This window comes from Marinoscillum sp. (assembly GCF_040222955.1).
Lineage (GTDB): Bacteria > Bacteroidota > Bacteroidia > Cytophagales > Cyclobacteriaceae > Marinoscillum.
On the sequence record NZ_JAVKCA010000013.1, the window covers coordinates 20,312 to 44,113 of the forward strand.

Below are 23,802 nucleotides of genomic sequence, written 5' to 3' on the forward strand. Positions count from 1 at the left end.
GTAAAAAAAACCACAACTTTGTGGTCTTTCGCATTTTAGCCTAATCAGGGGATGAAGGAGCAAATTAATCAGGGCAATTTACCTCAGCATATTGCCGTTATCATGGATGGAAATGGGCGATGGGCAAAACAACAAGGTGCGGCCAGAATTTTCGGCCACAAAAATGCCATCAAAGCGGTCCGGGAGGCTACGGAAGGCTGCGCCGAGCTAGGAGTGAGGTGCCTCACCCTTTACGCTTTCAGTACTGAGAACTGGTCTCGACCCAAGCAGGAGGTGCAAGGGCTAATGACACTACTGGTGGCTACCATTAATGATGAGGTTCCAACATTGATGAAGAATAATGTGAGCCTTCACTCGATTGGAGACATTTCTCAATTACCTGATAAGGCACAGAAAAAGCTTCAGGAGGCAATTGACAAAACCTCCCAAAATGATGGATTGAAGCTGATTTTAGCGCTTAACTATAGTGGTAAGTGGGACTTGACGAATGCTATGAAGGGATTGGCTTTGGAGGTGGAAAAAGGAGTGTTGGAAGCGAATGCAATAGATCAGGAACAGATAGAAAGACACCTTTCTACGTACGGTTTTCCGGATCCGGAATTGTTGATACGTACAAGTGGTGAAATGAGAATTAGCAATTTCTTACTTTGGCAAATGGCCTATACAGAATTATTTTTTACTCCCGTCCTCTGGCCGGATTTCAGAAAAGAGCATCTTCATGAGGCAATAGTGTCCTATCAGAAAAGAGAAAGGCGTTTTGGAAAGATAAGTGAACAGGTCAACCTCGGATAATGCAAAAATATTTACTAATACTAGCAGTTTTAATATCGTTTGGTGTCGATGGCCAGATTCGATTTGGTCAGAAAAACACCCCTACAAATGATGGTGTGACCATCAATTACTCCAGCCCGAGGGAATACGAAATTGCTGATATCCGGGTTCAGGGTGTTCAGTTTTTGGACAACAATGCGCTGATCTCACTGTCCGGACTACGTGTAGGCGATAAAATCAAGATCCCGGGGGACGAAATATCCGCAGCTATCAAGAAATTATGGAAGCAAGGGATCATTGGAAATGTGTCTATTGAAGCAGAAAAGATAGAGGGCGACAAAATTTGGCTGATTATTACGCTGAATGAAAGACCAAGGCTGACTAAGTATGAATTTAAGGGTGCGAACAAGAGTCAGATTGCTGAACTCAAGGATAAAGTAGATTTGGTGAGGGGAAAAATCCTCACAGATGTGGTGATCAAAAACACTGAGCTTTCGGTGAAGAGGTACTTCGAAGGCAAGGGCTACCTGAACGCAGAAGTGAAGATCAAGCAACAAAAGGATACGCTGTTGGCGAATAGCGTGAATATTGTGATCCTTGTTGAGAAGAACCAAAAGGTCAAGGTTAAGAACATTAATTTCTATGGGGATGATAATTTCACCGCAGCAAAGCTCCGAAGTAAGCTGAAAAATACAGGAGAGAAGCCGAGAATTGGCCTTCCTGTAGATCTCCTGGAGAAAACCCTGATGGTTTTGAATCCCAAAAACCTCTTCTATTTTTTAACCCACAAAAAGGAAACAAGCACTCGCGAACTCAAGGAATATTTAGGGGAGCAGGTAAATGTCAATGTGTTTAAGTCCGCCAAATTTGTCAGAAGCGAATTTGAAGAGGACAAGAAGGGCCTGATCACTTTTTATAACTCCAAAGGATATCGTGATGCGGAAATTGTGACCGACTCGGTCTACAGCATTGACCGCAAGTATTTGAATGTTGACATCAACATTAATCCGGGGAATAAGTACCGGTTCAGAGAGATCATCTGGTCGGGTAATTACATCTACGACGATGCCTTTTTGGATAGGGTTTTGGGCATAGAAAAGGGAGACGTTTATGACCTGGAGCTGGTTAATAAAAAACTTAATTATAATCCAACAGGAGCTGATATTAGCTCCCTGTATATGGATGATGGTTATCTCTTTTTTAGGGTAAATCCGGTGGAGGTAAGTGTGAGTCAGGACTCCATTGATCTGGAGATGAGACTGTATGAAGGACCTCAGGCCACTATCAATGAAGTGACCATCAGCGGAAATGATAAAACCAATGATCACGTGGTGCTACGGGAGATCAGAACCCTTCCGGGTGAGAAATTTAGCCGCTCTGAGCTGATCCGTACCCAGCGGGAACTGTCTCAGCTTGGGTACTTCGATCCCGAGCAGGTGAATCCTGTGCCGAAGCCTAATCCTGCCGATGAAACAGTGGATATAGAATGGCAACTTGTGGAGCGACCCAATGATCAGGTGGAACTATCAGGTGGATGGGGTGGAACCTTTGGGTTTGTAGGTACCCTTGGCTTATCATTCAATAACTTCTCGGTGAAGAACATCCCTCACCTGGAAAAGTGGCGTCCGCTCCCAATGGGGGATGGACAGAAGCTTTCGGTAAGAATGCAGGCCAATGGTAGAAGGTACCAGAGCTATTCGATGAGTTTTAATGAGCCATGGCTGGGTGGACGTAAGCCTAATAACTTTGGAGTGAATTTTAGCCACTCTGCTCAGCGATCACTGAATTTTGAGAATGAGACTATTGGAAAACTTCAGGTGTCCGGTGCTACAGTATCCCTTGGGCGAAGAGTCACCTGGCCGGATGATTATTTCACGGTGAGCAATTCGTTTTCTTATCAGAAATATACCTTGGAAGGTTCGTTGACTTCTTTTTACGGCTTTTCCGGAGATTCACATAGTTTGACATTCAACAACACTCTGGCAAGAAACTCAGTGGATAACCCCATGTATCCAAGGACAGGATCGTCCCTTTCGCTGAGTGCTTCCTTTACTCCGCCATACTCGCTATGGAGCAAGCTGGACTATGAAAATGCCACTTCTGAAGACCTTTATAGCTTTTTGGAATATCACAAATGGAACATGGATTTCAAGTATTATTTAAAGTTGGCAGGGAATTTGGTTCTAGCTCCCCGTGCACACTTTGGTATGCTGGGTTCTTATACGGATAAAGTAGGTGTGGGTCCTTTTGAGAGGTTCCAGTTAGGAGGAGATGGTTTGACCGGTCAGAATTTCCTTTTGGGAACAGACGTGATCGGTCTGAGAGGTTACGAAAACAATGTAATCACGCCTACGGATGCTAGCGGAATTAAAGGAGGTACGATGTTTACCAAGTTTGTCATGGAGCTTCGATATCCCATATCGCTTAACCCATCGGCTACCATCTATGTGCTCACGTTCTTTGAAGGTGGTAATAACTGGAATAATCTTGATGATTTCAATCCTTATAACCTTTACAGGTCTGCCGGTCTTGGTGTGAGGATATTCATGCCGGCGTTTGGTTTATTGGGTCTGGATTGGGGATATGGATTGGATCCGGCACCAGGTTCGCTGGAGGTGAGTGGTCCACAGTTCCACTTCTCTATCGGCCAACAAATCAGATAAAACTATGAAGAAAAGCGCCCTGTTTGTGTTCTGCCTGTTTTTGTTCGCAATAAGTGATACTTTTGCACAGAAATTTGGGTACGTGGATACTGAGTATGTGCTCAGCAGAATGCCGGAGTACAAGGAGGCCCAGGCGGAGATCGAGAAGTTGGCCAGGGGCTGGGAGACGGAGATTCAGGAGATGTACAAAAAGGTGGAGGAAATGGAGGCGGCTTTGCAGGCAGAGGAGGTCCTTTTAACTGCTGAGATGAGTGCAGAACGCCGCCAGGAAATAGACAGGGAGTGGAAAGAAGTGAAAGAATATCAGAAGCAGATTTTTGGTTTTGATGGTCTTTATTTTTTGAAAAAGAAGGAATTAGTAAAGCCTGTGCAAGATCAGGTGTTTGAAGCAGTGGAACGTGTTGCAAAAAACAATAGATTGCAGATCGTTTTTGACAAGTCGGGTGACTTAGTCATGATTTATACTGACCCTATTCATGACTATACTGATTATGTATTGGAGGAACTGGGTCTGGGTGAAAACCAGGAAAGTAGTAATTAGGAAATAACAATTTTATTATGAAAGCAAAAATTTTAAGTGTAATTGTGGTGTTGATGGCATGTGCGGCACAGGTGTCGGCGCAGGAAAATCTCAAGATTGGCTACACCAATGCAGACTATGTTCTCAGCCTGTTGCCTGAAGCTAAGCAAATAGATGCTGAGCTGAAAGCCTATGAGAAGCAATTGCAGAATCAGATACAAGCCAAGTACAACAACCTGCAAACCAAGATGAGCGACTATCAGGCCAATGCAGCTACCTGGGACGATCTTATCCGTACGGATAAGGAAGAGGAAATCCAGAGTCTGCAGCAGAGTATTCAGAAATTCTCTCAGGATGCTGAGACCTCTATGGGCAACAAACGTAATCAATTGCTGAAGCCGGTTTATGAAAAAATTGGGAATGCGATCGAGCAAATAGCTGTTGAGAATGGCTATACGCACATTTTCAGTGCCGGATCTCCGGGATTTGATGTGTTGCTGTATGCCAGAGAGCAGGATGATGTATCAAATCTTATTTTGAAGAAGTTGGGAATTACGCCTCCGGCAGTAGAAGGAAAGTAATTTTTCTGTGAAGATTAATTGAGCTGGAAAGGCCCGGGTTTTGCCGGGCCTTTCTTGTTTGGGAACTTCTGAAAGACTGGATTTCCTTATTGGTCCTCGAGCGATCCGGTACCCTTCAAGCACGTCAAAATGGTTATTGTACGCTATTTCAGAATAATCCCGGTGATCAGGCCTACCAGAATGATTAGTGGTGTTGGTATTTTAGTGAAAAACATCAGGCACATGGTGCCCAGCATCAGGGAGTAGTTGAGCGTGGTGGGGGCAATGGGTTCAAACAGGAAAAAGGCTGCTGCAATGACCATTCCGGAGCTCACTGCATTGATGCCCTCCAAAGAGGCTTTGACCATTCGGTATTTTTTCAAATCCTCCCAAAACCGACTCACAAAAAAGATGAAAAATGTGCCGGGTAAGAATACACCTGCCGCGGCCATCACTCCGCCCAGTATCTGCTGCGGAATGTCTGTATTGTTCATACTCACCGCACCCACATAGGCACTAAAGGAAAATACAGGCCCCGGGAGCGCTTGTACAAACCCATAGCCAGAGAGAAACTCCTCTGAGGTGAGCCAGCCTTTGAATTCGACAAACTCCGTGTAAAGCAGGGGCACCAGTACCTGGCCACCACCAAAAATAAGGCTGCCATTCCTATAGAAGTTCTCAAATAGCCTGATGGGCAAATACTGTGTAACTCCACCGAGTACAGCGGCAAAAACCAGAACAGAGATCCAAAGAATAAAGTTAGACCAGTTGATTTTGATGGTGGATTTCTCTTCCAGTGGCTGCTGCTTGAACTTGAAGGCCGTGATGGAGCCACCAATCAGCAGCATGATAGGAAAGGCCCAGGGCGTTCTGAAAATATAGGAAGCCATGGTGGAAATGATCATCAGGAAAAAGCCCGTGCGTGTGCTCACTACGCTGCTGGATATGCGATAAGCAGAGTAGGCCACTATACCCACAGCTATGGGTTGTATGAACTTAAGGAACGATAGTGAGATGTCCATTTCCTGAAAGACATTCACCATAATACCCATAGAAATCATGATGGTGAGCGCCGGTAGCGCCCAAATGAGCAAGGTGAGGTAGGCCAAACTTGGCCCGCCAATCTTAAATCCAATGGCCGTAATGGTTTGGGTGGAGGTGGGCCCCGGAAGAATCTGGCACAGGGCATAGAGCTCCATCAGATCCGTTTCTGAGAGGTAGCCACGTTTGGTGACCATCATGTCCATAATCAAGGCCAGGTGCGCCGTGGGGCCACCAAATGAGGTAACACTAAGGATCAGGACATCCCTTAAAAATATGAGGTATCTGACCCGTCTGACTGACATTAGGATTTCAATCCGATTTCTCTCAATCTTTCATCCAGAAATTCGCCGGCGGTAACATCTTCATATTGTTTCGGGTGATCAGCGTCTATGCAGCTTTCGAGACTGGTGAGGTCCATGGAAGAAATAGGATGCATGAAAAAGGGAATGGAGAAACGGGACGTACCCATTTTTTCTCTTGGTGGGTTCACTACCCTGTGTATGGTTGATTTCAGTTTGTGATTGGTAAGCCTATCCAGCATATCCCCTACATTCACCACGATCTGATCCGGCAAGGCCGTAATTGGAATCCAAGTGCCATCTCTCCTAAGTACCTGAAGGCCATCAGCGCTGGCACCCATGAGTAGCGTGATCAGGTTGATATCTCCATGTTCGGCAGCTCGTACCGCATCTGCGGGGATTTCATCAGGGTTCTCTATCGGGAAGTAATGTATCTGACGGAGAATGCTGTTTCCCTGGCGGACTTTGTCGTCAAAGTACATTTCATCCAACCCCAAATGGAGGGCGATGGCTCTAAGCATTTGTATGCCGGCTTCCTGCAAGGTGTTGAAAGCCTGGAGTGTTAGTGCTTCAAATTCCGGAACTTCTTCTGGCCAGATGTTTTCGGGGTATTCATCCAACTTGTTCTGTGTAGGCTGGCCTACATGGTAAAACTCTTTCAAATCTCCGGTGTTTCGGCCTTTGGCTTTTTCCCGGCCTTTGCTGATATAGCCCCGCTGACCAGCCAGTTCTTTCTTTTCATACCTCAGCTTCACCTCATCTGGCAGCATGAAGAACTTCTGTACCGAAGCATAGAGCTGCTGGGTGAGTTCATCTGATAGTCCGTGGTTCTTGATGGCTACAAACCCTATGTTTTGATAGGCATGCCCCAGATCGTTCACAAATTTGCTTTTGGCAGCAGCATCCCCAGAGGTAAAATCTGCAAGGTCTAGTGAAGGGACTTCACTGTAGAGAGTGTTATTCATAGAGGTATTGGGTTAGCTCAAAAATAAAATCATTTGTACAATTATCTGAACACTTGGTGCAACACTTTTAAAGATTTGATCTCGCCAAGCTGTGTGGTATGATGCTCGTAATAATTCAAAATGAGTTCCAGGGCCTTGAACCGTAATGCGCCTGATCCCTGCACCGGCTCGGTGTAATCCGAACTGATGATGCTTGATATAAAGGTAATAAGATTATGGTCTTCCTCGATCATCTCCAGCTCCATACTATGGACAAGGGCAGTACCATCCTCCACGTCGAGACCCACAAAGGGTAGCATTTTCAGTAAAAAGTGAAGGTGAAAATTTTCTATTTCGGATTGAAGGCTGTCGAAAGTGATAATGGCATTGGATAGGAAGGCGAATAGTCTTTCATGGGATTCACCCTGCTCATGGGTGAGTAGTTTGCTCAGGATTTCTGAGAGGAAAAGCACAATTGTTCCTTTACGGATGTCCTGCTGAATATGGTGTGCCGTGGCGTAATACTTATATTCTGAGAGTCTCTGAATGGATCGGTTGGGTTTGATGTATGCGACTAACTCCAGGAGGGAAAAGGCTTGAAAATAGCCAATACTCCGCTTGGACCTGGGGCTTCTGATACCATTGACCATGAAGGACATGAGTCCGTAGTGCTCAGTAAAAATCTGAACGATGATGCTGGATTCCTGATACTTCAGGTATTTGATGACTATACCCCTGGTTTTTGTGACCATCAGTTTACCACTGCTATTTTGCCAATGTGTGTTTCAGAACCATCCTGTGAAGCGTTCAATAGGATGTATACTCCTGATCTGACCCTTTGACCATTGTAGTCCAGCAGGTCCCAGGAGGCGGTACCTCCCTTTGCTTCTACCTCACGAATGAGTTTGCCGTTGACATCTGTGATTTTCACCGAGGCGTCGCGTACGAGGCCTGTAATGCCTACTTTTCCTTCATATCCCGGCCTCACGGGATTGGGGAAGACAGCAACGGATTGGTTCGTGTTTCCACCCGCAGATGACCCGCTTCGATAGGAAACGAGCCCTTTTTCCGTAAGGATAAACATCTCCCCGTTTTTTGAATTGTAGGCCATCTTTAAAACCGTGTTGGAAGGGAGGGGTGAATTGTCAATGGTGAAATGAGCCTCGAGTCGGCTCATACTGTTATCAAAGACCCAAAGGCCTTCCCGGGTGCTCATCCAGATTCTGTTACCCCCATCTACCGCAACGGCCGTCACACTTTCATCTTCAAACACCTCTGCATTATCGTAAATAGGAATCAGGGCATTGAGGTCATCAAAAATGAAGGACGCCTCGGTGAAAATGGCCGGACCACTGACTGTGGCTATCCAGGCCTCATCACTTAGGTCCATGGCCACACCGTTGATCTGATTGGAGGGAATTTTATCTGAGGTAGTTATCTCCCGAAAATCTTGATTATTGAGGTTTAAGGCGATGATGCCTCCGCCATCATTGATACTTCTGGTGATCCAGAGAATGCCCCGCTGGGAGAGATTGATGGCGAGCGGGAAAGAGGTGCCGATAAAGGAGAGGGTATAAGAATTGAGTTCGCCATCTTCATCCAGGGTGTAAAGTGGATGCTCGCTTTCGTATGAGGGGACATAAAGTAAATCTGATGAAATGGTGAGTTGAGGAATCAGCGGGTCGTATCCTTCCAGATTCTTCGAAAGGCCAGCCACGGGAAAACCAGTGGTTCGATTGTATAGACCGTATCCTGAGGAGGAGAAATAATGGGTATTTCCAAAGAATGCTACATCCGTGATGTTATAAAATCCATTGATGGTTTCGGTGCTCCAGGAAGTGTTGTCAAAGGAACTGTAGCCCAATGAGTCGGTTTGTCCATCATAACCTTCGGGGTGAGGGCCGTAAAAGGCATAACAATGTTGATCTGAATACCGGATATGCGTGATGTGATCACTTAAAGGGCCATTGGGCACAATGGACTGTCCGGCAGGATCAATAAGCCCAAACTGTTGGTCCCCAATCCAAAAGCCATTCAACGGCAGGAAGGTATTGGCCTGAAGGTCCGGAATAGACTGTAGAAGGGCTGGGCCAGTGCTTTCGTATTGTTGAATGGCCCCGGAGGTCAGCAGATAAAGCATTTCGTTATCCCCCTTCAGGTCTACGATCGTTTCTGCACTTGCCCAGCTGGCATCTGTCCATTGATTACCCGTTCGTTGGGCAATAAGCGTGTCGTTTTTAATCACAAACAGGCCTTCCCCAGTCGCAGCCAGGTGTCTGTAGTCCGCGCTGTCTGCTTCCAGTATCCAGCTGATGTAAGTGGAAAGATTGGTCTGTAGGGACGCGCTCAGAACTCCCGCGTTGGTTATAGCGAATAGTCGTTCATTAAATACCATCATTTCTGTGACTATGACATCCGTGGCATTGGGCCCAATAGAACGATGATTGTCTACTATTTCCTGTCTTTCTAATGAGATCACAATGATCCCGAAGCTCGTACCCACATAGGCGAGCTTTCCATGTGTAATGATATGGTTGATCCTTTTGCTACCCACCAATGTGGCATTCTTAATTTCACGAATGGTTGTGACTTTCCCGTTGTGATGCAGATCTACCAGCCCCGACTCATAGCCAATCACCAGTGTCTTGAAGTCTTCACTGTAGCGCAGTGAGGTGATCCCCGCATCGGATAGCCCATCGGTCTTAGAGAGGGTATTGATGGCTCCGGTAGTGAGATCAATGTAAAAAAGCCCGTTCTCCACGGCACAAAAGATTTTTCCGTTGCCGGCCTCCAATATCTGAGCGTTGTTATAGCTGAAGTGCGTACGCCAGGTATCGATCGGGACATTCTGAGCGAAACAGGTGGTCAGTGTAATAGACCAGATACTAACGAGGCTTGTTATCCATTTTTTCATAAAAACACTTTCTGCATAAAGCCTCATAGACATCTTTTTCACCTAGAACGACAGTTTGCTTTGATTTAGTCCGTCGGTAGGAGTAAGAAGCGATATTTCCACATTCCATACAGATGGCATGTACTTTGGTAATGTACTCGGCTGTGGCCATCAACTGATCCATTGGGGAGAAAGGCTTCCCCATAAAGTCCATGTCCAGCCCTGCTATGATGACCCTTTTGCCCTGATTGGCCAGCTCGTTGGAGACCGAAATGATCTCATGATCAAAAAACTGGGCTTCATCAATGCCCACTACGTCACAATGTCCCGCACGCAGGAGTATGTCATGAGCAAAATTCACCGGGGTGGAGTGGATCGCATTTTCATTGTGAGAGACTACCTTTTTTTTGGAATACCTCTTGTCAATGGTGGGCTTAAAAATCTCCACATTTTGCTGAGCGATCAGGACCCTGTTGAGCCTGCGGATGAGTTCTTCGGTTTTTCCCGAGAACATGGATCCACAGATCACTTCTACCCAGCCAGCTTTGCCAATGGATCTGCCTCCAATATTGGGTTCTACAAACATCTATTCAGAATAATCAATGTGTGGAAGTTTATATGCGCCAGGTGCCTTTACGGTTACATTTCCATGTACTTCCGCCTGGCACGCCAGGCGGTCACCTTCTTTTAATCTCCCTAAGTTAATAAATCTCCTTTCAGCTTCGGTATACCCACTCAGCGCTTCTTGTCCGGCCAGAATTTCGGTGGTGCAGGTGGTGCATTTCCCTTTTTTGCCACAGGCATGCATCCAGTCCGTTTCGGTCAGTAAAATATCCAGAAGTTTTTCCGTTTTAGACTTGCAATGAATAGTTTTACTATTGAGGTTTTTTATTGTGACTTCAGGCATTTCAATCTTCCATTCTTATGCAAAGGAAACTAAACGATGAGTTTATAAAGGAATATAGTGAAGAGTTTTCCGAAAAAATCACCTCTGATTTTTTTCAGCAAAATGAGAAAATTTCCGGTAAGCAAATACTTAGTCTAACCCCTTCCAAGCAGGTTAATTTTTTCGTTCTAAAAATCCTCTTTCGCAAGTGGCAAGAGGAAATGAAGCGTCTGGAAAGCCCGTTTTTTAACTATAAAAACACGGAGGTAAGAAAGGCGATGGTTCAGTTTATGAACACGCTTTCTCAGCACATTGAGATGGGACAAGACCACCTGGTGGGCATGTTGGAGGAGGCGGTGGCTGACACGCTCCTGATTGCTGCGGATCCGGGTAGTTATCTCATCATGGAGTTCGATGCACTGGATGTGCCTCAGGTGAATGAGAAGCTTACCAAGCCCATTCTCAAGTACCTCAGACTGCACAAGGAGGACGTTCAGTCCTTCTTCGAGGAGAACAATGAAGTATCACTGGATGAGTTTCTGGATAACGCCGAAACATATTTTGATGAGTTGGATACAGCAGAGGTAGTGAACCACGAGTTGACCCTGCTTTCCGGAGTGGTGCCCATATCGGAGGAGGAGTTGTTCATGGATGAAGACTCTTTCGCCAATGTGGAAGACAGTGAAGAGGAGGACATTCCGAGAGTGGAGGAGGACCTGATGGAGGAAGAACCGGATGAAGAAGAGGATGTGGAATTTTACTCTGACGAAGAGGCATATGAAGATGGGGAACCGGAGCCTGAAACGCTTGAAGAACAGGAAGCCGATGATGATGATGAAGAGCTGAGTTTTGAACCTGCACAGGCAGAGGAGGAGTCAGTACCTGATGAAATGGAAGAAGAGGCGGAAGCGGACGAGGAGCCGTTGAACGTGGATGAAGAAGAATCTGACGAGGCGGAATATACCGAGGAAACGGCTGAACACTCATCGGGAGCAGAAGATTGGCCGGAGGAAACACCAGGTGAGGAAATTGCTCCAGATGAATCTGTGAATGAGCAGTTTTCGGAGGCTGGTGAAACCATTAATGACACTTTTAGCAAGAAGAGCAATACCCTGGCCGATCAGCTGGAGCAAAAGAAGGTGCAAACCATCATGGAAGGCATCTCCGTAAATCATCGATACATGTTTACCAAGGAGCTGTTTGATGGTAGTCGTGAGGCTTTTACCGAGGCCATTGCCGCTATAGAAGCCTGCGAATCATTTGATGACGCAGTGGAGTTGCTGGTGCAAACTTACGCCAAGGAGCGTGCCTGGGACATGAATAGTGAAGAGGTCAAGGAGCTTCTCAAAGTGGTCTTTAGGAAATTCAGATAATTCATCACCATCGCTGAAGGACTTGCATCCTGTGAGCATCCAATTTCAGAAAGGAGAAAAGCAGCATTGAAAATCCCCAAAGGGACGAACCCCCATAGCTGAAAAAGGGTAGTGGAATCCCTATCACCGGGAACAGCCCTATGGTCATGGCAATGTTCACCGCAAAGTGAAAGAAAAGTATGGAGGCCACACCATAGCCATAGATCCGTGCAAAGGAGGATTTTTGTCGTTCGGCCAGGTATATCAGACGGACAAAGAGTGTGCTGAACAGAGCGACCAGCAAAAAGCTGCCAATCCAGCCTTGCTCTTCACCTATGGTACAGAAAATGAAATCTGTGGTTTGCTCTGGCACAAAGTCAAATTTGGTCTGAGTCCCCTCTAAATAACCTTTTCCGGTTAGCCCCCCGGATCCTATGGCAATTTTAGATTGTGTCACATTCCAACCCACTCCCAAAGGGTCAGCATTAGGGTTGATCAGGGACATCACTCGTTTTTGCTGGTGAGGTTTGAGTACATCAGTGAGTATAAAATCCACACTTCTGATAAATCCGGCAGTGAGAAGCCCGGCAATCAGGACAATGGCAATTTTAGGAGGGGACTTGGCCACGAGCCCCAGGGCTAGCAGCGTGAGCACCACTATGCCGATGAGCAGTACAGTCTGACTGACCAACAGGGTGAGTAGGAAAAGGATAATTACCCCCAATCCAAGAATAAGAATCAGCGGATGCATTCCTTCTCTGAACATCACCAAAATGAGGCTCCCGAAAACCATGGCACTTCCCAGGTCACCTTGTAAGATGATAAGGATCATGGGTAGCCCAATGAAAAGAAACCCGGTGCTCTGCACTTTCAGGTCAGAGGATTTGCGAGTGGATTTGCTCAGGTACTTGGCCAGTCCGAGGGCAGCGGCAAACTTGGTGAATTCTGCGGGCTGAAACTTGAATGCCCCCAACTCAAACCAGGATTTGGATCCGGCCACTTCCTGACCGAAGATTAAGACCACTATGAGAAGAAAAATCAGAATTCCGTAAATGATGTAGGCGAAGGAATCGTAGAACCGAAAATCCAGAAGCATGATCAAAGCGATCAGCAGGAAAGAGGAGCCTATCCAGATGAGCTGCTTCCCGGAGCTCATGCTAAAATTCAGAATGCCATTGTTCACATCCGGATCATAGTCTGCCGCATAGATGTTTAGCCAGCCACTGAATACCAGAATCAGGTAAATCAGAATGACCTGCCAGTCGAGCTTATTGATGAGTTGATCGTTTCTCATTGGTTCAGCCTGGCCATATTCATTTCCTTTAATGTCTTCTTCTGCTTTTCGTCCAGAAAGTCTCCTTTCAGAACAAACTCCTCTACCCAGGGTCTGGAGATTTCTCCTTTGATGTACTTTTCTATGACCAGACTGGCAGTGCTGCCTGCAGCTCTGCCCCCCCAGCCGGCATTTTCCACGTAGACAGCTATGGCTATCTGTGGATCATCCTTTGGAGCGAATCCCATAAAACCTGAGTGGTCCATCCCGTGTGGGTTTTCTACGGTGCTGGTTTTTCCACAGATGGGTAGGTCCGGAATATAGGCTCGCCTTCCTGAGCCTTCCTCTATGACTTTTTCCATTCCATCCAGTACCACGCCAAAATATTCCGGCTTAATGTCAATGCTGTTTTTCCTGATCTCCACTGCAGGTTCTCCTTCCACTGACTTTACGATGTGCGGGGTATAATAGAATCCTTTGTTGGCTAAAATGGCCCCCAGATTGGCCATTTGAAGTGGGGTTACCAGCAGCTCCCCCTGCCCAATGCTGAGTGAATAGATATTGCTAAAGGCCCAGCGGTTGGTGCCTATGTATCGATCGTAGTATTGAATATTGGGGACCAGTCCGGCTTGCTCATTGGGGATGTCCACACCCAGTTTCCGCCCCAGGCCAAATTGATCCACATAACCATTCCATTTTTCCAGCCCTATGCGTGAATCGATGTACCGGCTTTCATGTTCGCCTTGCTCGATCACTCTTTTGAAGACCTTGTAGAAGTAGTTGTTGGACGAATAGGTGATGGCCTTGACCACATCATAACTTCCAATAGGGGCAAGGTCTCCTATCAGATTTCCTTCACAGTAAATCTGCTCTCTCGGCCGGACCACTCCTTCTTCCATAGCGATGAGTGCCTGGAGGGTTTTGAACATCGACCCGGGAGGATACATGGCCTGCAATGGCCGATTGAATAGGGGAGTGAGAGAATCCTCCCTGATCTTCTGGAAATTTTTGCCCAAATCCCTGCCGCTGAGCAGGGCAGGGTCATAAGACGGTGTGGAAACCATCGCCAGTATTTCGCCGGTTCTGGGATCTATCGCGACCAGGCCTGCCACCTTACCTTTCAGCAATTTTTCGGCATACTCCTGCAGTTCGGTATTGATGGTGAGATGTATGCTCTTGCCCGGGATAGATACCGTATCGAAGGCTCCGTCTCTAAACTTTCCCTTTTCTACGCCCTGCACGTTGACGATTTTGTATCTCAGGCCGCGCTTGCCACGAAGTTTTTCTTCATACTGCTTTTCTACCCCGGAAATACCAATGTAATCCCCCGACTTGTAGTAGTTGCTGGTATCTCTGATAATCTGACTCCTGTTGATCTCACCCACATAGCCCAGCGTATTGGAAAGCATATCGTGCTGATACCCACGCACCGTACGGGGCAGGACATAGAAGCCATCAAATGCAACCAGCCGATCCTGTATTTTGGCAAAGAAGTCATTGGGTATCTGCTCCATAAATTTGGAAGCGAGGATTGGTGAGTATTTTCGAGCCTTTTGATATCTGGTCAGGAAGGTCTGGTGGTCGATTTCTAAAAGCTTTATCAAAGCAGAGGAATCGCTCAGGTTTACTTCCTTTGGCACTATCATGAGGTCATACACGGGCGTATTATAAACCATCAATTCCCCGAACCGATCATACATCAATCCCCGGAAAGGATAGTCCACTATTTTCTGAACAATATTGTTTTCAGCCGCTAGTTTGTATTCATCATCTATCACCTGTATGGAAAACAAACGGATAGAAAAGATGAGCGCTACCAACAAAATAAAGCCTTGTATGACGATTGCTCTGGTATTCATATTCTTCTTGCTTTCGGGGCCATCAAAAAGCTGAGCCCAAATACAATGATGAAACTATACAGGGAGCTGTATATTATTTTACTGAACAAAAATCCAAAAGAATTAAATCCACCATTTTCTACGGCAAAAATGATGGTGTGATGGATGAAAATAAGCGGGAGGAGGTATTTGATCGATCCCCAGATTTTTAATTCATTCCAGTCCAGGTATACATCATCATCGGAGGTACCCATCATCATGTTAAACCAGCTATCTTTCATGAAAGCTACCAGAATACATGCAGAGGCATGTATGCCCGGGGTGTTGGAAAAGACATCAATGATGAGCCCTGTCAGAAAGGCGATCACCATAGTGAGGCTCCGGTTCAGTGCATAGGGCAGAAAGAGAATAAACCCAATGTAGAAAAATCCAAAAGCGCTGTTGAACAGAATGAGCTTATACAAAAAGGGGATTTGTATCAGTAGAAATACGATAAAGTGCAAAACCTGCTGTTGTATGTTGACTCGAATCATTGGATCACTTGGGTTTCAGTTTCCAGACTATCCTGCTCGGTCTTGTGCACATTTTGGATCAGGTACACATATTCCAGCGAGCTGAAATCTACAGCCAGTTTGATTTTGGCCTCATAGAACACATCATTTTCCTCCAGCTGATACTCGCTGATCGTTCCAATGGGTATGTTTTCCGGGAATACGGCATTGTAGCCCGAGGAGACAATCGTATCCCCAACGTTGATCGGAATGTGCCTGGGGATATATTTCAGAGAGGCTTCCAGAGGGCTTACGCCATCCCACTGAACTGTGCACAGGGTATGAGTGCGCTTGACAGAACTGGAAACCATCAGATTTCTATGGAGCAATGAGGTTACCGTAGCGAAGTTAGCGGAGACGGATTTTACCTGACCTACGATCCCTTCGCCACCCACGACGCCCATACCAGGGAGCACCTGATCTTTCGATCCCACATCCAGTGTAAGGTAATTCATGGACCGTTGGAAGGTGTTGTTGATGACTTTGGCTTTGAACAAATTATACTTGCGGGCGGAGGAATCGATTTGAACCAGACCAAGACTCACATTGGCGAGTTGCTCACGCAAAAGCAAATTTTCCGCTATAAGCTGATCATTGATCTTTTTCAGCTGAAAGTAGTCCCCTGTGTTGCTGGTGAGGGTGTTGATCCCGGCCACGAGCCTGTTAGATGAGTTAAGGAATGCTGCATTTGGCTGATTATTATAAGCGATAATCAGCCAGGCACATATACCTTCCAATAGCAGAAATAACCCAAAGGTTCTAAACCGATAGAGGAAGTAGAGTAAATTTTGCATTCAGAAATTACGTCATTAAAACAGGCTTGAACTGGTTCAGGTTTTTCAGCGCCAGTCCGGTGCCCCTTACCACTGCTCTCAATGGATCTTCAGCGATATGAATTGGTAGTTTGGTTTTCATGGAGAGCCGCTTGTCAAGGCCTCTGAGCAATGCGCCACCTCCGGTCAGGTAGATGCCATTGTCGTAGATGTCCGCAGACAGTTCAGGCGGAGAAATCTCCAGCGCTTTGAGTACGGCTTCTTCAATTTTAGAGACCGACTTGTCAATAGCGAAGGCAATTTCCGAATAGGAAATCTTGATCACTTTTGGAATACCAGTCATCAAATCCCGACCTCTGATTTCATAATCCTCTGGTCCGTCGTCCAGCTCAGTAAGGGCTGACCCTACTTCTATTTTCACACGCTCAGCAGTACGTTCCCCGATGAGCAGGTTGTGCTGACGTCTCATGTAGTCCAAAATATCTTTGTTGAACGAGTCACCCGCCACACGAATGGACTGGTCACAAACAATGCCGCTCAACGCGATAACGGCAATCTCTGTGGTACCACCCCCGATATCTACAATCATGGAGCCGATGGGCTGCTCTATGTTGATGCCGATACCAATGGCTGCTGCTATAGGCTCATGGATCATGTAGACTTCTTTGGCACCAGCATGCTCCGCAGAGTCACGTACCGCTCGCTTTTCCACCTCGGTGATTCCTGAGGGGATACAGATGACCATCCTGTGAGAAGAGGGCAACCACTTTTTGTTCCCATTGTCGATCATTTTGATCATGCCTCTGATCATGTGCTCGGCGGCATGGAAGTCGGCGATCACACCATCCTTGAGAGGGCGAATGGTCTTAATGTTTTCGTGGGTTTTCTCATGCATCTGCATCGCCTCACGACCTATAGCTAAAACTTTATTGCTGTTTTTGTCGATGGCAATGATAGAAGGCTCATCCACCACAATTTTGTCCTTGCTAATGATTAAGGTATTGGCTGTGCCTAAGTCTATCGCTATGTCACTGTTGAAGAAATCAAAAAAACCCATGTTCTGCTCGCTGTATTATTGGTAGGGAAAGCTACGAATTTAATATGTATTGTACTGTTTTACTAATGTTTAAAATGACGGGTTCCTGTAAAGACCATAGACATGCCATTTTGATCGCAATAGTCGATAGAAAGCTGATCTTTCACTGAGCCTCCAGGCTGGATCACCGCCTTTATCCCTGCCTTATCGGCAATTTCCACGCAATCTGGAAATGGGAAGAAAGCATCTGAGGCCATGACAGCCCCCTGGAGGTCAAAACCGAACTTTTGGGCCTTGGCAATAGCCTGCTCCAGTGCATCTACACGGGAAGTCTGACCCACTCCACTCGCGTAAAGTTGTCCGTCTTTGGCCAGTATGATGGTGTTGGATTTGGACTGTTTACAGATTTTTGAAGCAAATAACAGACTCTTCACATCCTCAGCAGATGGAGCCACTTTGGTCACCACTTTCAAATGCTCTTCACTGTCAGTAATGTTGTCATAGTCCTGAACCAAGGTGCCGTTGAGCATGCTCTTATGGATCTTTTCCCTGTTCCAGCTTTTCTTCTGGACCAAAAGGATTCTGTTTTTCTTTTGTTGTAATACGGTGAGTGCCTCATCACTGAACGCCGGGGCGATAAGGATTTCAAAGAAAAGGCTGTGCATTTCTTCGGCGGCCTCTTTGGTGATTTCCTGATTGCAAATAAGCACACCACCAAACGCAGAAATGGTATCTGCGGCGAATGCTTTCAGATAAGCAGTCTTTACATCACTGCCCGTAGCCACCCCACAAGCGTTGTTATGTTTCAGTATCGCGAATGCCGTCTCATCTCCAAATTCGCCAATGAGCTGTATGGCGGCTTCTATATCTACGAGGTTGTTATAAGAGATCTCCTTGCCATGAATCTGATCAAAATAGGATTCAGACTCTGCATAAAACACCCCCTGCTGGTGAGGGTTTTCACCGTACCTCAGGACTTTGCCATTGGCGCCACTCACCTTGAATGAAGGAACCGAATGGTCTCGGTTCATGTAGGTGAAAATAGCTGAATCGTAATGCGAGGAGGTATCAAATGCCCTTGTAGCAAACAGTTTTCTGTCCGCCAGGTCAGTATTTCCATTTTTGTTATTCAGCAGACCCAGGAGGTCACTATAGTAGTTGCGGGAGCTGACGATCAGCACATCCTGGAAGTTTTTGGCTGCTCCTCTGATGAGTGCAATCCCGCCAATATCTATTTTTTCAATAATATCTGCTTCACTGGCCCCGCTGGCCACGGTTTCCTCAAAAGGATAAAGGTCCACAATCACCAGATCGATGGCGGGTATTTCAAATTGCTCTTTTTCTTTCTGATCACCCTCATGGTCTCTGCGGTGCAGAATCCCTCCGAATATTTTCGGATGTAAAGTTTTCACCCTGCCACCAAAGATCGATGGGTATTCGGTGATGTCTTCCACCGGAGTAACTGCCACATTCATGTCCTCAATGAATTTTTGAGTGCCTCCTGTGGAGTAGAGTTTTACCCCCAATTCGTTGAGTTTTTCAACAATTGGAGCCAATCCATCCTTATAAAAAACTGAAATTAGTGCTGATTTGATCTTTACTTCGCTCATCTATCTGAAAATAAGCTGCAAAGCTAAAGATTTATCATGTTTTTAAGGTGTAATCCCTGATGTAATCCTCCACTATTTGCGGAAAATACTGATGCTCCAAAGTGTGAATCTTGGAAGCAAGTGTATCGGGAGTATCCTCAGGCGAGAGGTCACAACTGGCCTGAAAAAGGATGCGGCCATCATCATATTTCTCGTTGACCAGGTGGATGGTAATTCCTGAAGTTTTCTCACCCTGAGCAATGACTGCTTCATGGACGTAGCTCCCATACATTCCCTTTCCGCCATATTTCGGTAAGAGGGAAGGGTGAATGTTGATGATCCTATTTTCAAAAGCCTGGATCAGGTAGGCTGGAATTTTCCAAAGGAAGCCTGCCAGTATGATATAATCAATCCTATGGCTTTCCAATACGCTCAGGAATGTGGGCGCTGTAAATTCTGATTTGGAGAATGTTGAAGTCGGAATTCCCAGTTTTCTGGCCCGTTCCAATACGAAGGCATCCGGCTTGTTGGACAGTATAATGGAGGTGCTGATTCCTTCCACCTGACTAAAGTGTTTGACCAACTGTTCGGCGTTGGTTCCGCTACCAGACGCAAAAATGGCAATGTTCAAATCCATGTTTTTATGAGTATCATGCTTACCAGTCCAGATAAGATAATGAGATTGGTAAATCTAACCAGTGAATTGAATTCTTTCTGACGATCTGCCATCACCAGTCGGTAGATGAACCACAGAAAAATAGGAACCAGTCCTAAAAAGTAATACCTGACCAACCAGATGTCTGTAGTGATGAGAAAGGAGACAAGGAGCCCAGCGCTGCCCAGGCAGACCAGGTAGATGAAGAGTTTTGCGCCGCGAATACCAAAGATGACCGGAATACTTTGGCAACCAAAGGTGGCATCTCCTTTTACATCTTCTATGTCTTTGAGCACCTCCCGTATCAGAATAATTGCCATGGCGAAAAGTGAATAGATGTAAACCAGCACTTCGTTGCGCTCCAGATACACGGTCACTATAAGGAGCGTAAGCCCTGTGAGCATGGCGATAATCACGTTACCAATCAGAGTAATTCGGCGCAGGTAATTGGAGTAATACCACAGGAAAAAGGAAGAAACGATATGGAGAACGCCGATTTTTATATCCAGATAAAAGCCCAGACCTATGCCCCCAATGGTTAGAAGAAAATGGGCCAGCATAGCCAGGCGTCTTCTAAACATGGTTCCGACGACCACCTTTTGTGGCCGATTGATCATGTCTATTTTCTGGTCATAGTAGTCGTTGATGATATAACCACCGGCGGCTATCATCACGGTGCTGACGACCATGCCAAAAAAACCAAGTCCAGTGATCTGCTGTAATTTATTGGGATAGTCACTTACCAGAAAGAAAGCAGTGAGGTACTGAGTGGCGCCGATCACGATCAGGTTAGGGATGCGACTCGCAATAAGAAACCCTACAAAATCGTATCGAATCAGTCTTTTCATTTTTTGTTTAGTAAACCAATCTGCTCACTGATTATTGTGTAGATGGATTTGAAGTCTGGATGGCTTTCCAGCAGATTCAAATGTTTTTGAATAACGGCTTCATCGTGTCGTATGGCTGGTCCGGTTTGTGCCATTCTTGGATTTAATTCGATAGCTTTTTCTGCGGTTTCCTGCATCAGATGGTTGAGATCACTGAGCTGAAGACCGGTGTCTTTCAAAATATCATCCGCGATTGAGTAAAGGTAATTGGTGAAATTACTGGCAAAAACGGCAGCCAGGTGAATTTTAAGCCTTTTTTCCGAATTGACCTGGTGAATATCGTGCCCGAACAAGGTGGCCAGTTCAAGAATTTTTGCAAGGGAAAACTTGCTATTACCTTCAACGAGTAGCGGAATTTGCTCAAAATCCACCGGTTTGTTTTTGGTAAATGTTTGAAAAGGGTAGAGGACTCCGCAATGATCCACCTCCGTCAGTAGGTTCAGGGGCTGCGCCCCTGATGTGTGGACAATGATGCTCTTTTTGTGAAACTGGTATTGTCTGACTACCTGTTCAATGGCCCTATCCGGTACTGCCAGGAGCACAAAGTCAAATGGAATTTCAATGAAGCTGGTCTGTGAGGAATGTTCTGAGCTGAGGGCTAAATCATTCACCATCAAGCGGACCTTCTCAGCATCCCGGCCTATGATCATAGCTGGCATATGATCAACTTCTTTTAGCCTTCTGGCCAAATGATAACCTACATTTCCGGTCCCTAGAATTGCAATTTTAAACGGCATGACACTGCAAATTACTCCATTCCTTTGTCACGCATCTTTTTAAACTCGGTGTAGCGCCTGTTGATGGCGATCCCAAAACCGATGACGAGTAACAATGTACCCGACCAAAGGATATTGATCCAGGGCTTTTCCACTGCCTCTATGATGATCCAGTCTTTTTGAGTGGTACTGAGGCCAAAAACAAAACTGTTTTCTTCAGGCTTGATGGACTGTATGGTGATTCTGGATGCGAGATCGCTAATCACATCGGGTATACGTCCTGCCATCTTGTCTTTAATGATGTAAACAGGCTCGGCGGTATACGTTTTTTGCTCTCCTTCTATTTCGATGATGGCTTTTACAGCGACATCTGAGGGGCCCATTTCAACCCCTTCTACGCGTGATACCGGCACCATGTCGATGAATCGGGCCACATAGTCATTGATGAAAAACTGATCCCCGGGGGTAACAGTGATCTCCTCAATTTCACTCCACTCTACTGTTTGCTCAGGGTCGGGGAAGGTTCTCACATGGGTATAAAGATCGGCTTTTAGCGTACGGCTGATGTCCGGGGAATATACGATCATGTCCATGGTTTCATTGATCTGCACCCGTGGGAAAAGCGTGAACCTGCTGCCATCCAATTTGCTGTATTCAATTTCGAAGTAGCTGTTTTCAGGATTGATAATGGCGATGGTATCTCCTTTTTTGAGGAGCACATCGGTGCTGGTTCTGCTCTCATTGCCCATCACCAGCTGCAGTGGGCTGATGGCCCCCTCTATGTCATTGATGTCCACGTAGCCAGCATTTTTGGTCAGTTTTCTTAATCCCTTATAATTGAGGGAGTAGCCTGCCATTTGTCGTGGTTCGTTGAGGAATAAAAGAAGGTTGTTCTGGTTCACCTCATCTGGAAACTCTTTACTCCAAAGCAGACCGGTATTGTTTTTCGAAAGTATTTTGGAATAACCAGAGCTAAACAGAATGCCTATCAGCATCATAGCCACCCCGATGTGGGCAATGGATCCGCCCGAAAGTTTAATGTTGGATCTGGCCACGGAGATTAAAATCTTTCCATTGGCGAAAATGGAATAGACAGAGGCAGTGAGCAGCAGCAGATACCAGATGTTCTGTACTTTGGCCAGAATAAAAATCAAAGCAGTCACTATCAGAGAAAGCATCACCGGAACAGTGAGTTCTTGCCTGAGTTTTTTGCCATCGACCTTTTTCCACCAGAAAAACTGACCGGTACCAGAAAGTACGGCCAGGATGATGGCAAAGTAAAGCTGAAATTGGGTATAAAAGCCGACCTGATCTGCCGGGGGAGCCATATTAGACGTGCCCCCGAAAGCCTCCACGATTTCATTCCAGACCGGGATGGAGGTGGGAATGATGACTTGAAAAGCCATTAGGGACAGGACTGTAGCGCCCATGAATATCCAAAACTCGCGTGAGTAAGCTGAAGTTTCTTCTTTGCTTTCCGGAATTTTCTTCCAGGCTCTTGCGGCCAGAAAGATGGATAACCCGGTGAAGACAAAGAGGTAAATAAGTAACTGTCCTGAAAGTCCAAGGTCTGTAAAAGAGTGTACCGAGGCGTTTCCGAGTACTCCGCTCCTTGTCAGAAAGGTGGAATAAACGATGAGCACATAGGTGGACAAAATCAAGATAATGGAAGCTTTAAGAGCCGCATCGCTTTTCTTAAAAGCAATCATGGTGTGAATGCCTGCTACCATGATCAGCCAGGGAACATAGATGGCATTTTCCACTGGATCCCAGTTCCAGTAGCCGCCAAAGTTAAGGGTCTCGTATGCCCAGTAGGCCCCCATCAAAATTCCAACTCCAAGTACCGCCGCTGAGAACTGCGCCCATGGGAGAGCAGGCCGGATCCATTCTTTGTATTTGCCAGTGATCAACCCTGCGATGGCATAGGCAAAGGGGATAACCGTGGTGGCAAAGCCAAGAAATAAGGTAGGTGGATGAATGACCATCCAATAATTTTGAAGCAATGGGTTCAAACCTCTTCCATCTTCAGGGATAAAGTCAGGTTGAAGCTGAAATATAGCATCGTTCACCACATCCCTGAGCAGGATGAATGGTGAGCTCCCGATCTTCACATCGAAGATCACTACGCCCATGATCATGGAAACCAGAAATACCTGGGTGAAGGTAAATACTGCCATGAGTGACGGTCTCCATGACTTGTTGGTATGAATAAGGATGAGACCCAGCACGGCGTTCCAAAACATCCACAGCAGAAAAGAACCTTCCTGGCCATTCCAAAAGCTGGAAACCTGATAGTACGGAGGCAGGAATTTCGAGGTATAGTTGTAGACATAGTGATACTCAAACATATGGCCTGAGATCATCACGAAAAGGGTGATCACGATGCTTAATATGGCAGCGGCATGCAGGTAGTAGGCACCTTTGGCAAACCGGGCCCATTTCTGCTCATTGTCATTGATGTTTTTGGCAAAAGCGTAGGTGGCAACGATGGCAGAGACGAACGCCAATATCACCAGAAGATGGCCCAAGTTGCCCGGGAAGTAATGAATCAT

The 23,802-nt window shown here is 46.1% G+C and carries 21 protein-coding genes; 5 read left to right on the forward strand and 16 right to left on the reverse strand.

All coding sequences use genetic code 11. The features are described from left to right. Window positions 1–51 precede the first annotated feature (51 nt). The 4 genes from RIH33_RS12450 to RIH33_RS12465 are packed head-to-tail and all read left to right on the forward strand — an operon-like array spanning window position 52 to window position 4,535. The gene (locus RIH33_RS12450; protein ID WP_406651119.1) at window positions 52–792 is read left to right on the forward strand and encodes an isoprenyl transferase; all 741 of its coding nucleotides are present in this window, start codon (window positions 52–54) and stop codon (window positions 790–792) included. Further along, a complete protein-coding gene (locus RIH33_RS12455) occupies window positions 792–3,434 on the forward strand; it encodes an outer membrane protein assembly factor (RefSeq protein ID WP_406651120.1) in 2,643 nt (880 codons plus the stop codon). The genes RIH33_RS12450 and RIH33_RS12455 overlap by 1 nt, the downstream gene beginning before the upstream one ends. Window positions 3,435–3,438: 4 nt before the next feature. Further along, window positions 3,439–3,975: an OmpH family outer membrane protein gene (locus tag RIH33_RS12460; protein ID WP_406651121.1), complete on the forward strand. Its 537-nt coding sequence runs from the start codon at window positions 3,439–3,441 to the stop codon at window positions 3,973–3,975. A 17-nt stretch (window positions 3,976–3,992) separates the two neighbouring features. Further along, window positions 3,993–4,535 carry an OmpH family outer membrane protein gene (locus RIH33_RS12465; protein ID WP_406651122.1) on the forward strand — a complete coding sequence of 181 codons (543 nt, stop codon included), beginning with the start codon at window positions 3,993–3,995 and terminating at the stop codon, window positions 4,533–4,535. A 143-nt stretch (window positions 4,536–4,678) separates the two neighbouring features. On the opposite strand, the gene chrA is transcribed toward RIH33_RS12465, so the two are convergent. The 6 genes from chrA to RIH33_RS12495 are packed head-to-tail and all read right to left on the reverse strand — an operon-like array spanning window position 4,679 to window position 10,601. Then, a complete protein-coding gene (chrA, locus tag RIH33_RS12470) occupies window positions 4,679–5,860 on the reverse strand; it encodes a chromate efflux transporter (protein WP_406651123.1) in 1,182 nt (393 codons plus the stop codon). Beyond that, window positions 5,860–6,822, reverse strand: coding sequence for an isopenicillin N synthase family dioxygenase (locus tag RIH33_RS12475; RefSeq protein ID WP_406651124.1), 963 nt, complete (start codon window positions 6,820–6,822; stop codon window positions 5,860–5,862). The genes chrA and RIH33_RS12475 overlap by 1 nt, the downstream gene beginning before the upstream one ends. 41 nt (window positions 6,823–6,863) lie before the next feature. Then, window positions 6,864–7,553: a DNA repair protein RecO gene (gene recO, locus RIH33_RS12480; protein ID WP_406651125.1), complete on the reverse strand. Its 690-nt coding sequence runs from the start codon at window positions 7,551–7,553 to the stop codon at window positions 6,864–6,866. After that, window positions 7,553–9,715: a hypothetical protein gene (locus tag RIH33_RS12485; protein ID WP_406651126.1), complete on the reverse strand. Its 2,163-nt coding sequence runs from the start codon at window positions 9,713–9,715 to the stop codon at window positions 7,553–7,555. The genes recO and RIH33_RS12485 overlap by 1 nt, the downstream gene beginning before the upstream one ends. Next, a complete protein-coding gene (locus RIH33_RS12490; RefSeq protein WP_406651127.1) occupies window positions 9,687–10,280 on the reverse strand; it encodes a thymidine kinase in 594 nt (197 codons plus the stop codon). Before RIH33_RS12490 ends, RIH33_RS12485 begins: the two co-directional genes overlap by 29 nt. Continuing rightward, a complete protein-coding gene (locus RIH33_RS12495; RefSeq protein WP_406651128.1) occupies window positions 10,281–10,601 on the reverse strand; it encodes a 2Fe-2S iron-sulfur cluster-binding protein in 321 nt (106 codons plus the stop codon). Window positions 10,602–10,618: 17 nt separating this feature from the next. Between RIH33_RS12495 and RIH33_RS12500 the strand changes: the two genes are divergently transcribed. Then, a complete protein-coding gene (locus tag RIH33_RS12500) occupies window positions 10,619–11,953 on the forward strand; it encodes a hypothetical protein (protein ID WP_406651129.1) in 1,335 nt (444 codons plus the stop codon). Window positions 11,954–11,957: 4 nt separating this feature from the next. Here the strand turns inward: RIH33_RS12500 and rodA are convergent, their stop codons facing one another. From rodA to RIH33_RS12550, 10 genes are all read right to left on the reverse strand, one after another. Continuing rightward, entirely contained in the window at window positions 11,958–13,226 is a 1,269-nt protein-coding gene (gene rodA / locus RIH33_RS12505) for a rod shape-determining protein RodA (RefSeq protein WP_406651130.1), read from the reverse strand. Beyond that, window positions 13,223–15,064 carry a penicillin-binding protein 2 gene (mrdA, locus tag RIH33_RS12510; protein ID WP_406651131.1) on the reverse strand — a complete coding sequence of 614 codons (1,842 nt, stop codon included), beginning with the start codon at window positions 15,062–15,064 and terminating at the stop codon, window positions 13,223–13,225. The genes rodA and mrdA overlap by 4 nt, the downstream gene beginning before the upstream one ends. Further along, the gene (locus tag RIH33_RS12515) at window positions 15,061–15,576 is read right to left on the reverse strand and encodes a hypothetical protein (RefSeq protein ID WP_406651132.1); all 516 of its coding nucleotides are present in this window, start codon (window positions 15,574–15,576) and stop codon (window positions 15,061–15,063) included. The genes mrdA and RIH33_RS12515 overlap by 4 nt, the downstream gene beginning before the upstream one ends. Then, window positions 15,573–16,388: a rod shape-determining protein MreC gene (gene mreC, locus RIH33_RS12520; protein WP_406651133.1), complete on the reverse strand. Its 816-nt coding sequence runs from the start codon at window positions 16,386–16,388 to the stop codon at window positions 15,573–15,575. The genes RIH33_RS12515 and mreC overlap by 4 nt, the downstream gene beginning before the upstream one ends. Before the next feature lie 7 nt (window positions 16,389–16,395). Continuing rightward, complete coding sequence (locus RIH33_RS12525; protein ID WP_159582744.1) at window positions 16,396–17,424, reverse strand: rod shape-determining protein; 1,029 nt, start codon at window positions 17,422–17,424, stop codon at window positions 16,396–16,398. A 62-nt stretch (window positions 17,425–17,486) separates the two neighbouring features. Further along, window positions 17,487–19,013 carry a bifunctional phosphoribosylaminoimidazolecarboxamide formyltransferase/IMP cyclohydrolase gene (purH, locus tag RIH33_RS12530; protein WP_406651134.1) on the reverse strand — a complete coding sequence of 509 codons (1,527 nt, stop codon included), beginning with the start codon at window positions 19,011–19,013 and terminating at the stop codon, window positions 17,487–17,489. A gap of 34 nt (window positions 19,014–19,047) precedes the next feature. Next, complete coding sequence (locus tag RIH33_RS12535) at window positions 19,048–19,629, reverse strand: phosphoribosylglycinamide formyltransferase (protein WP_406651135.1); 582 nt, start codon at window positions 19,627–19,629, stop codon at window positions 19,048–19,050. Continuing rightward, complete coding sequence (locus RIH33_RS12540; RefSeq protein ID WP_406651136.1) at window positions 19,620–20,495, reverse strand: geranylgeranylglycerol-phosphate geranylgeranyltransferase; 876 nt, start codon at window positions 20,493–20,495, stop codon at window positions 19,620–19,622. Before RIH33_RS12540 ends, RIH33_RS12535 begins: the two co-directional genes overlap by 10 nt. Further along, complete coding sequence (locus tag RIH33_RS12545; protein WP_406651137.1) at window positions 20,492–21,271, reverse strand: Rossmann-like and DUF2520 domain-containing protein; 780 nt, start codon at window positions 21,269–21,271, stop codon at window positions 20,492–20,494. Before RIH33_RS12545 ends, RIH33_RS12540 begins: the two co-directional genes overlap by 4 nt. A gap of 11 nt (window positions 21,272–21,282) precedes the next feature. After that, complete coding sequence (locus RIH33_RS12550) at window positions 21,283–23,802, reverse strand: heme lyase CcmF/NrfE family subunit (protein WP_406651138.1); 2,520 nt, start codon at window positions 23,800–23,802, stop codon at window positions 21,283–21,285.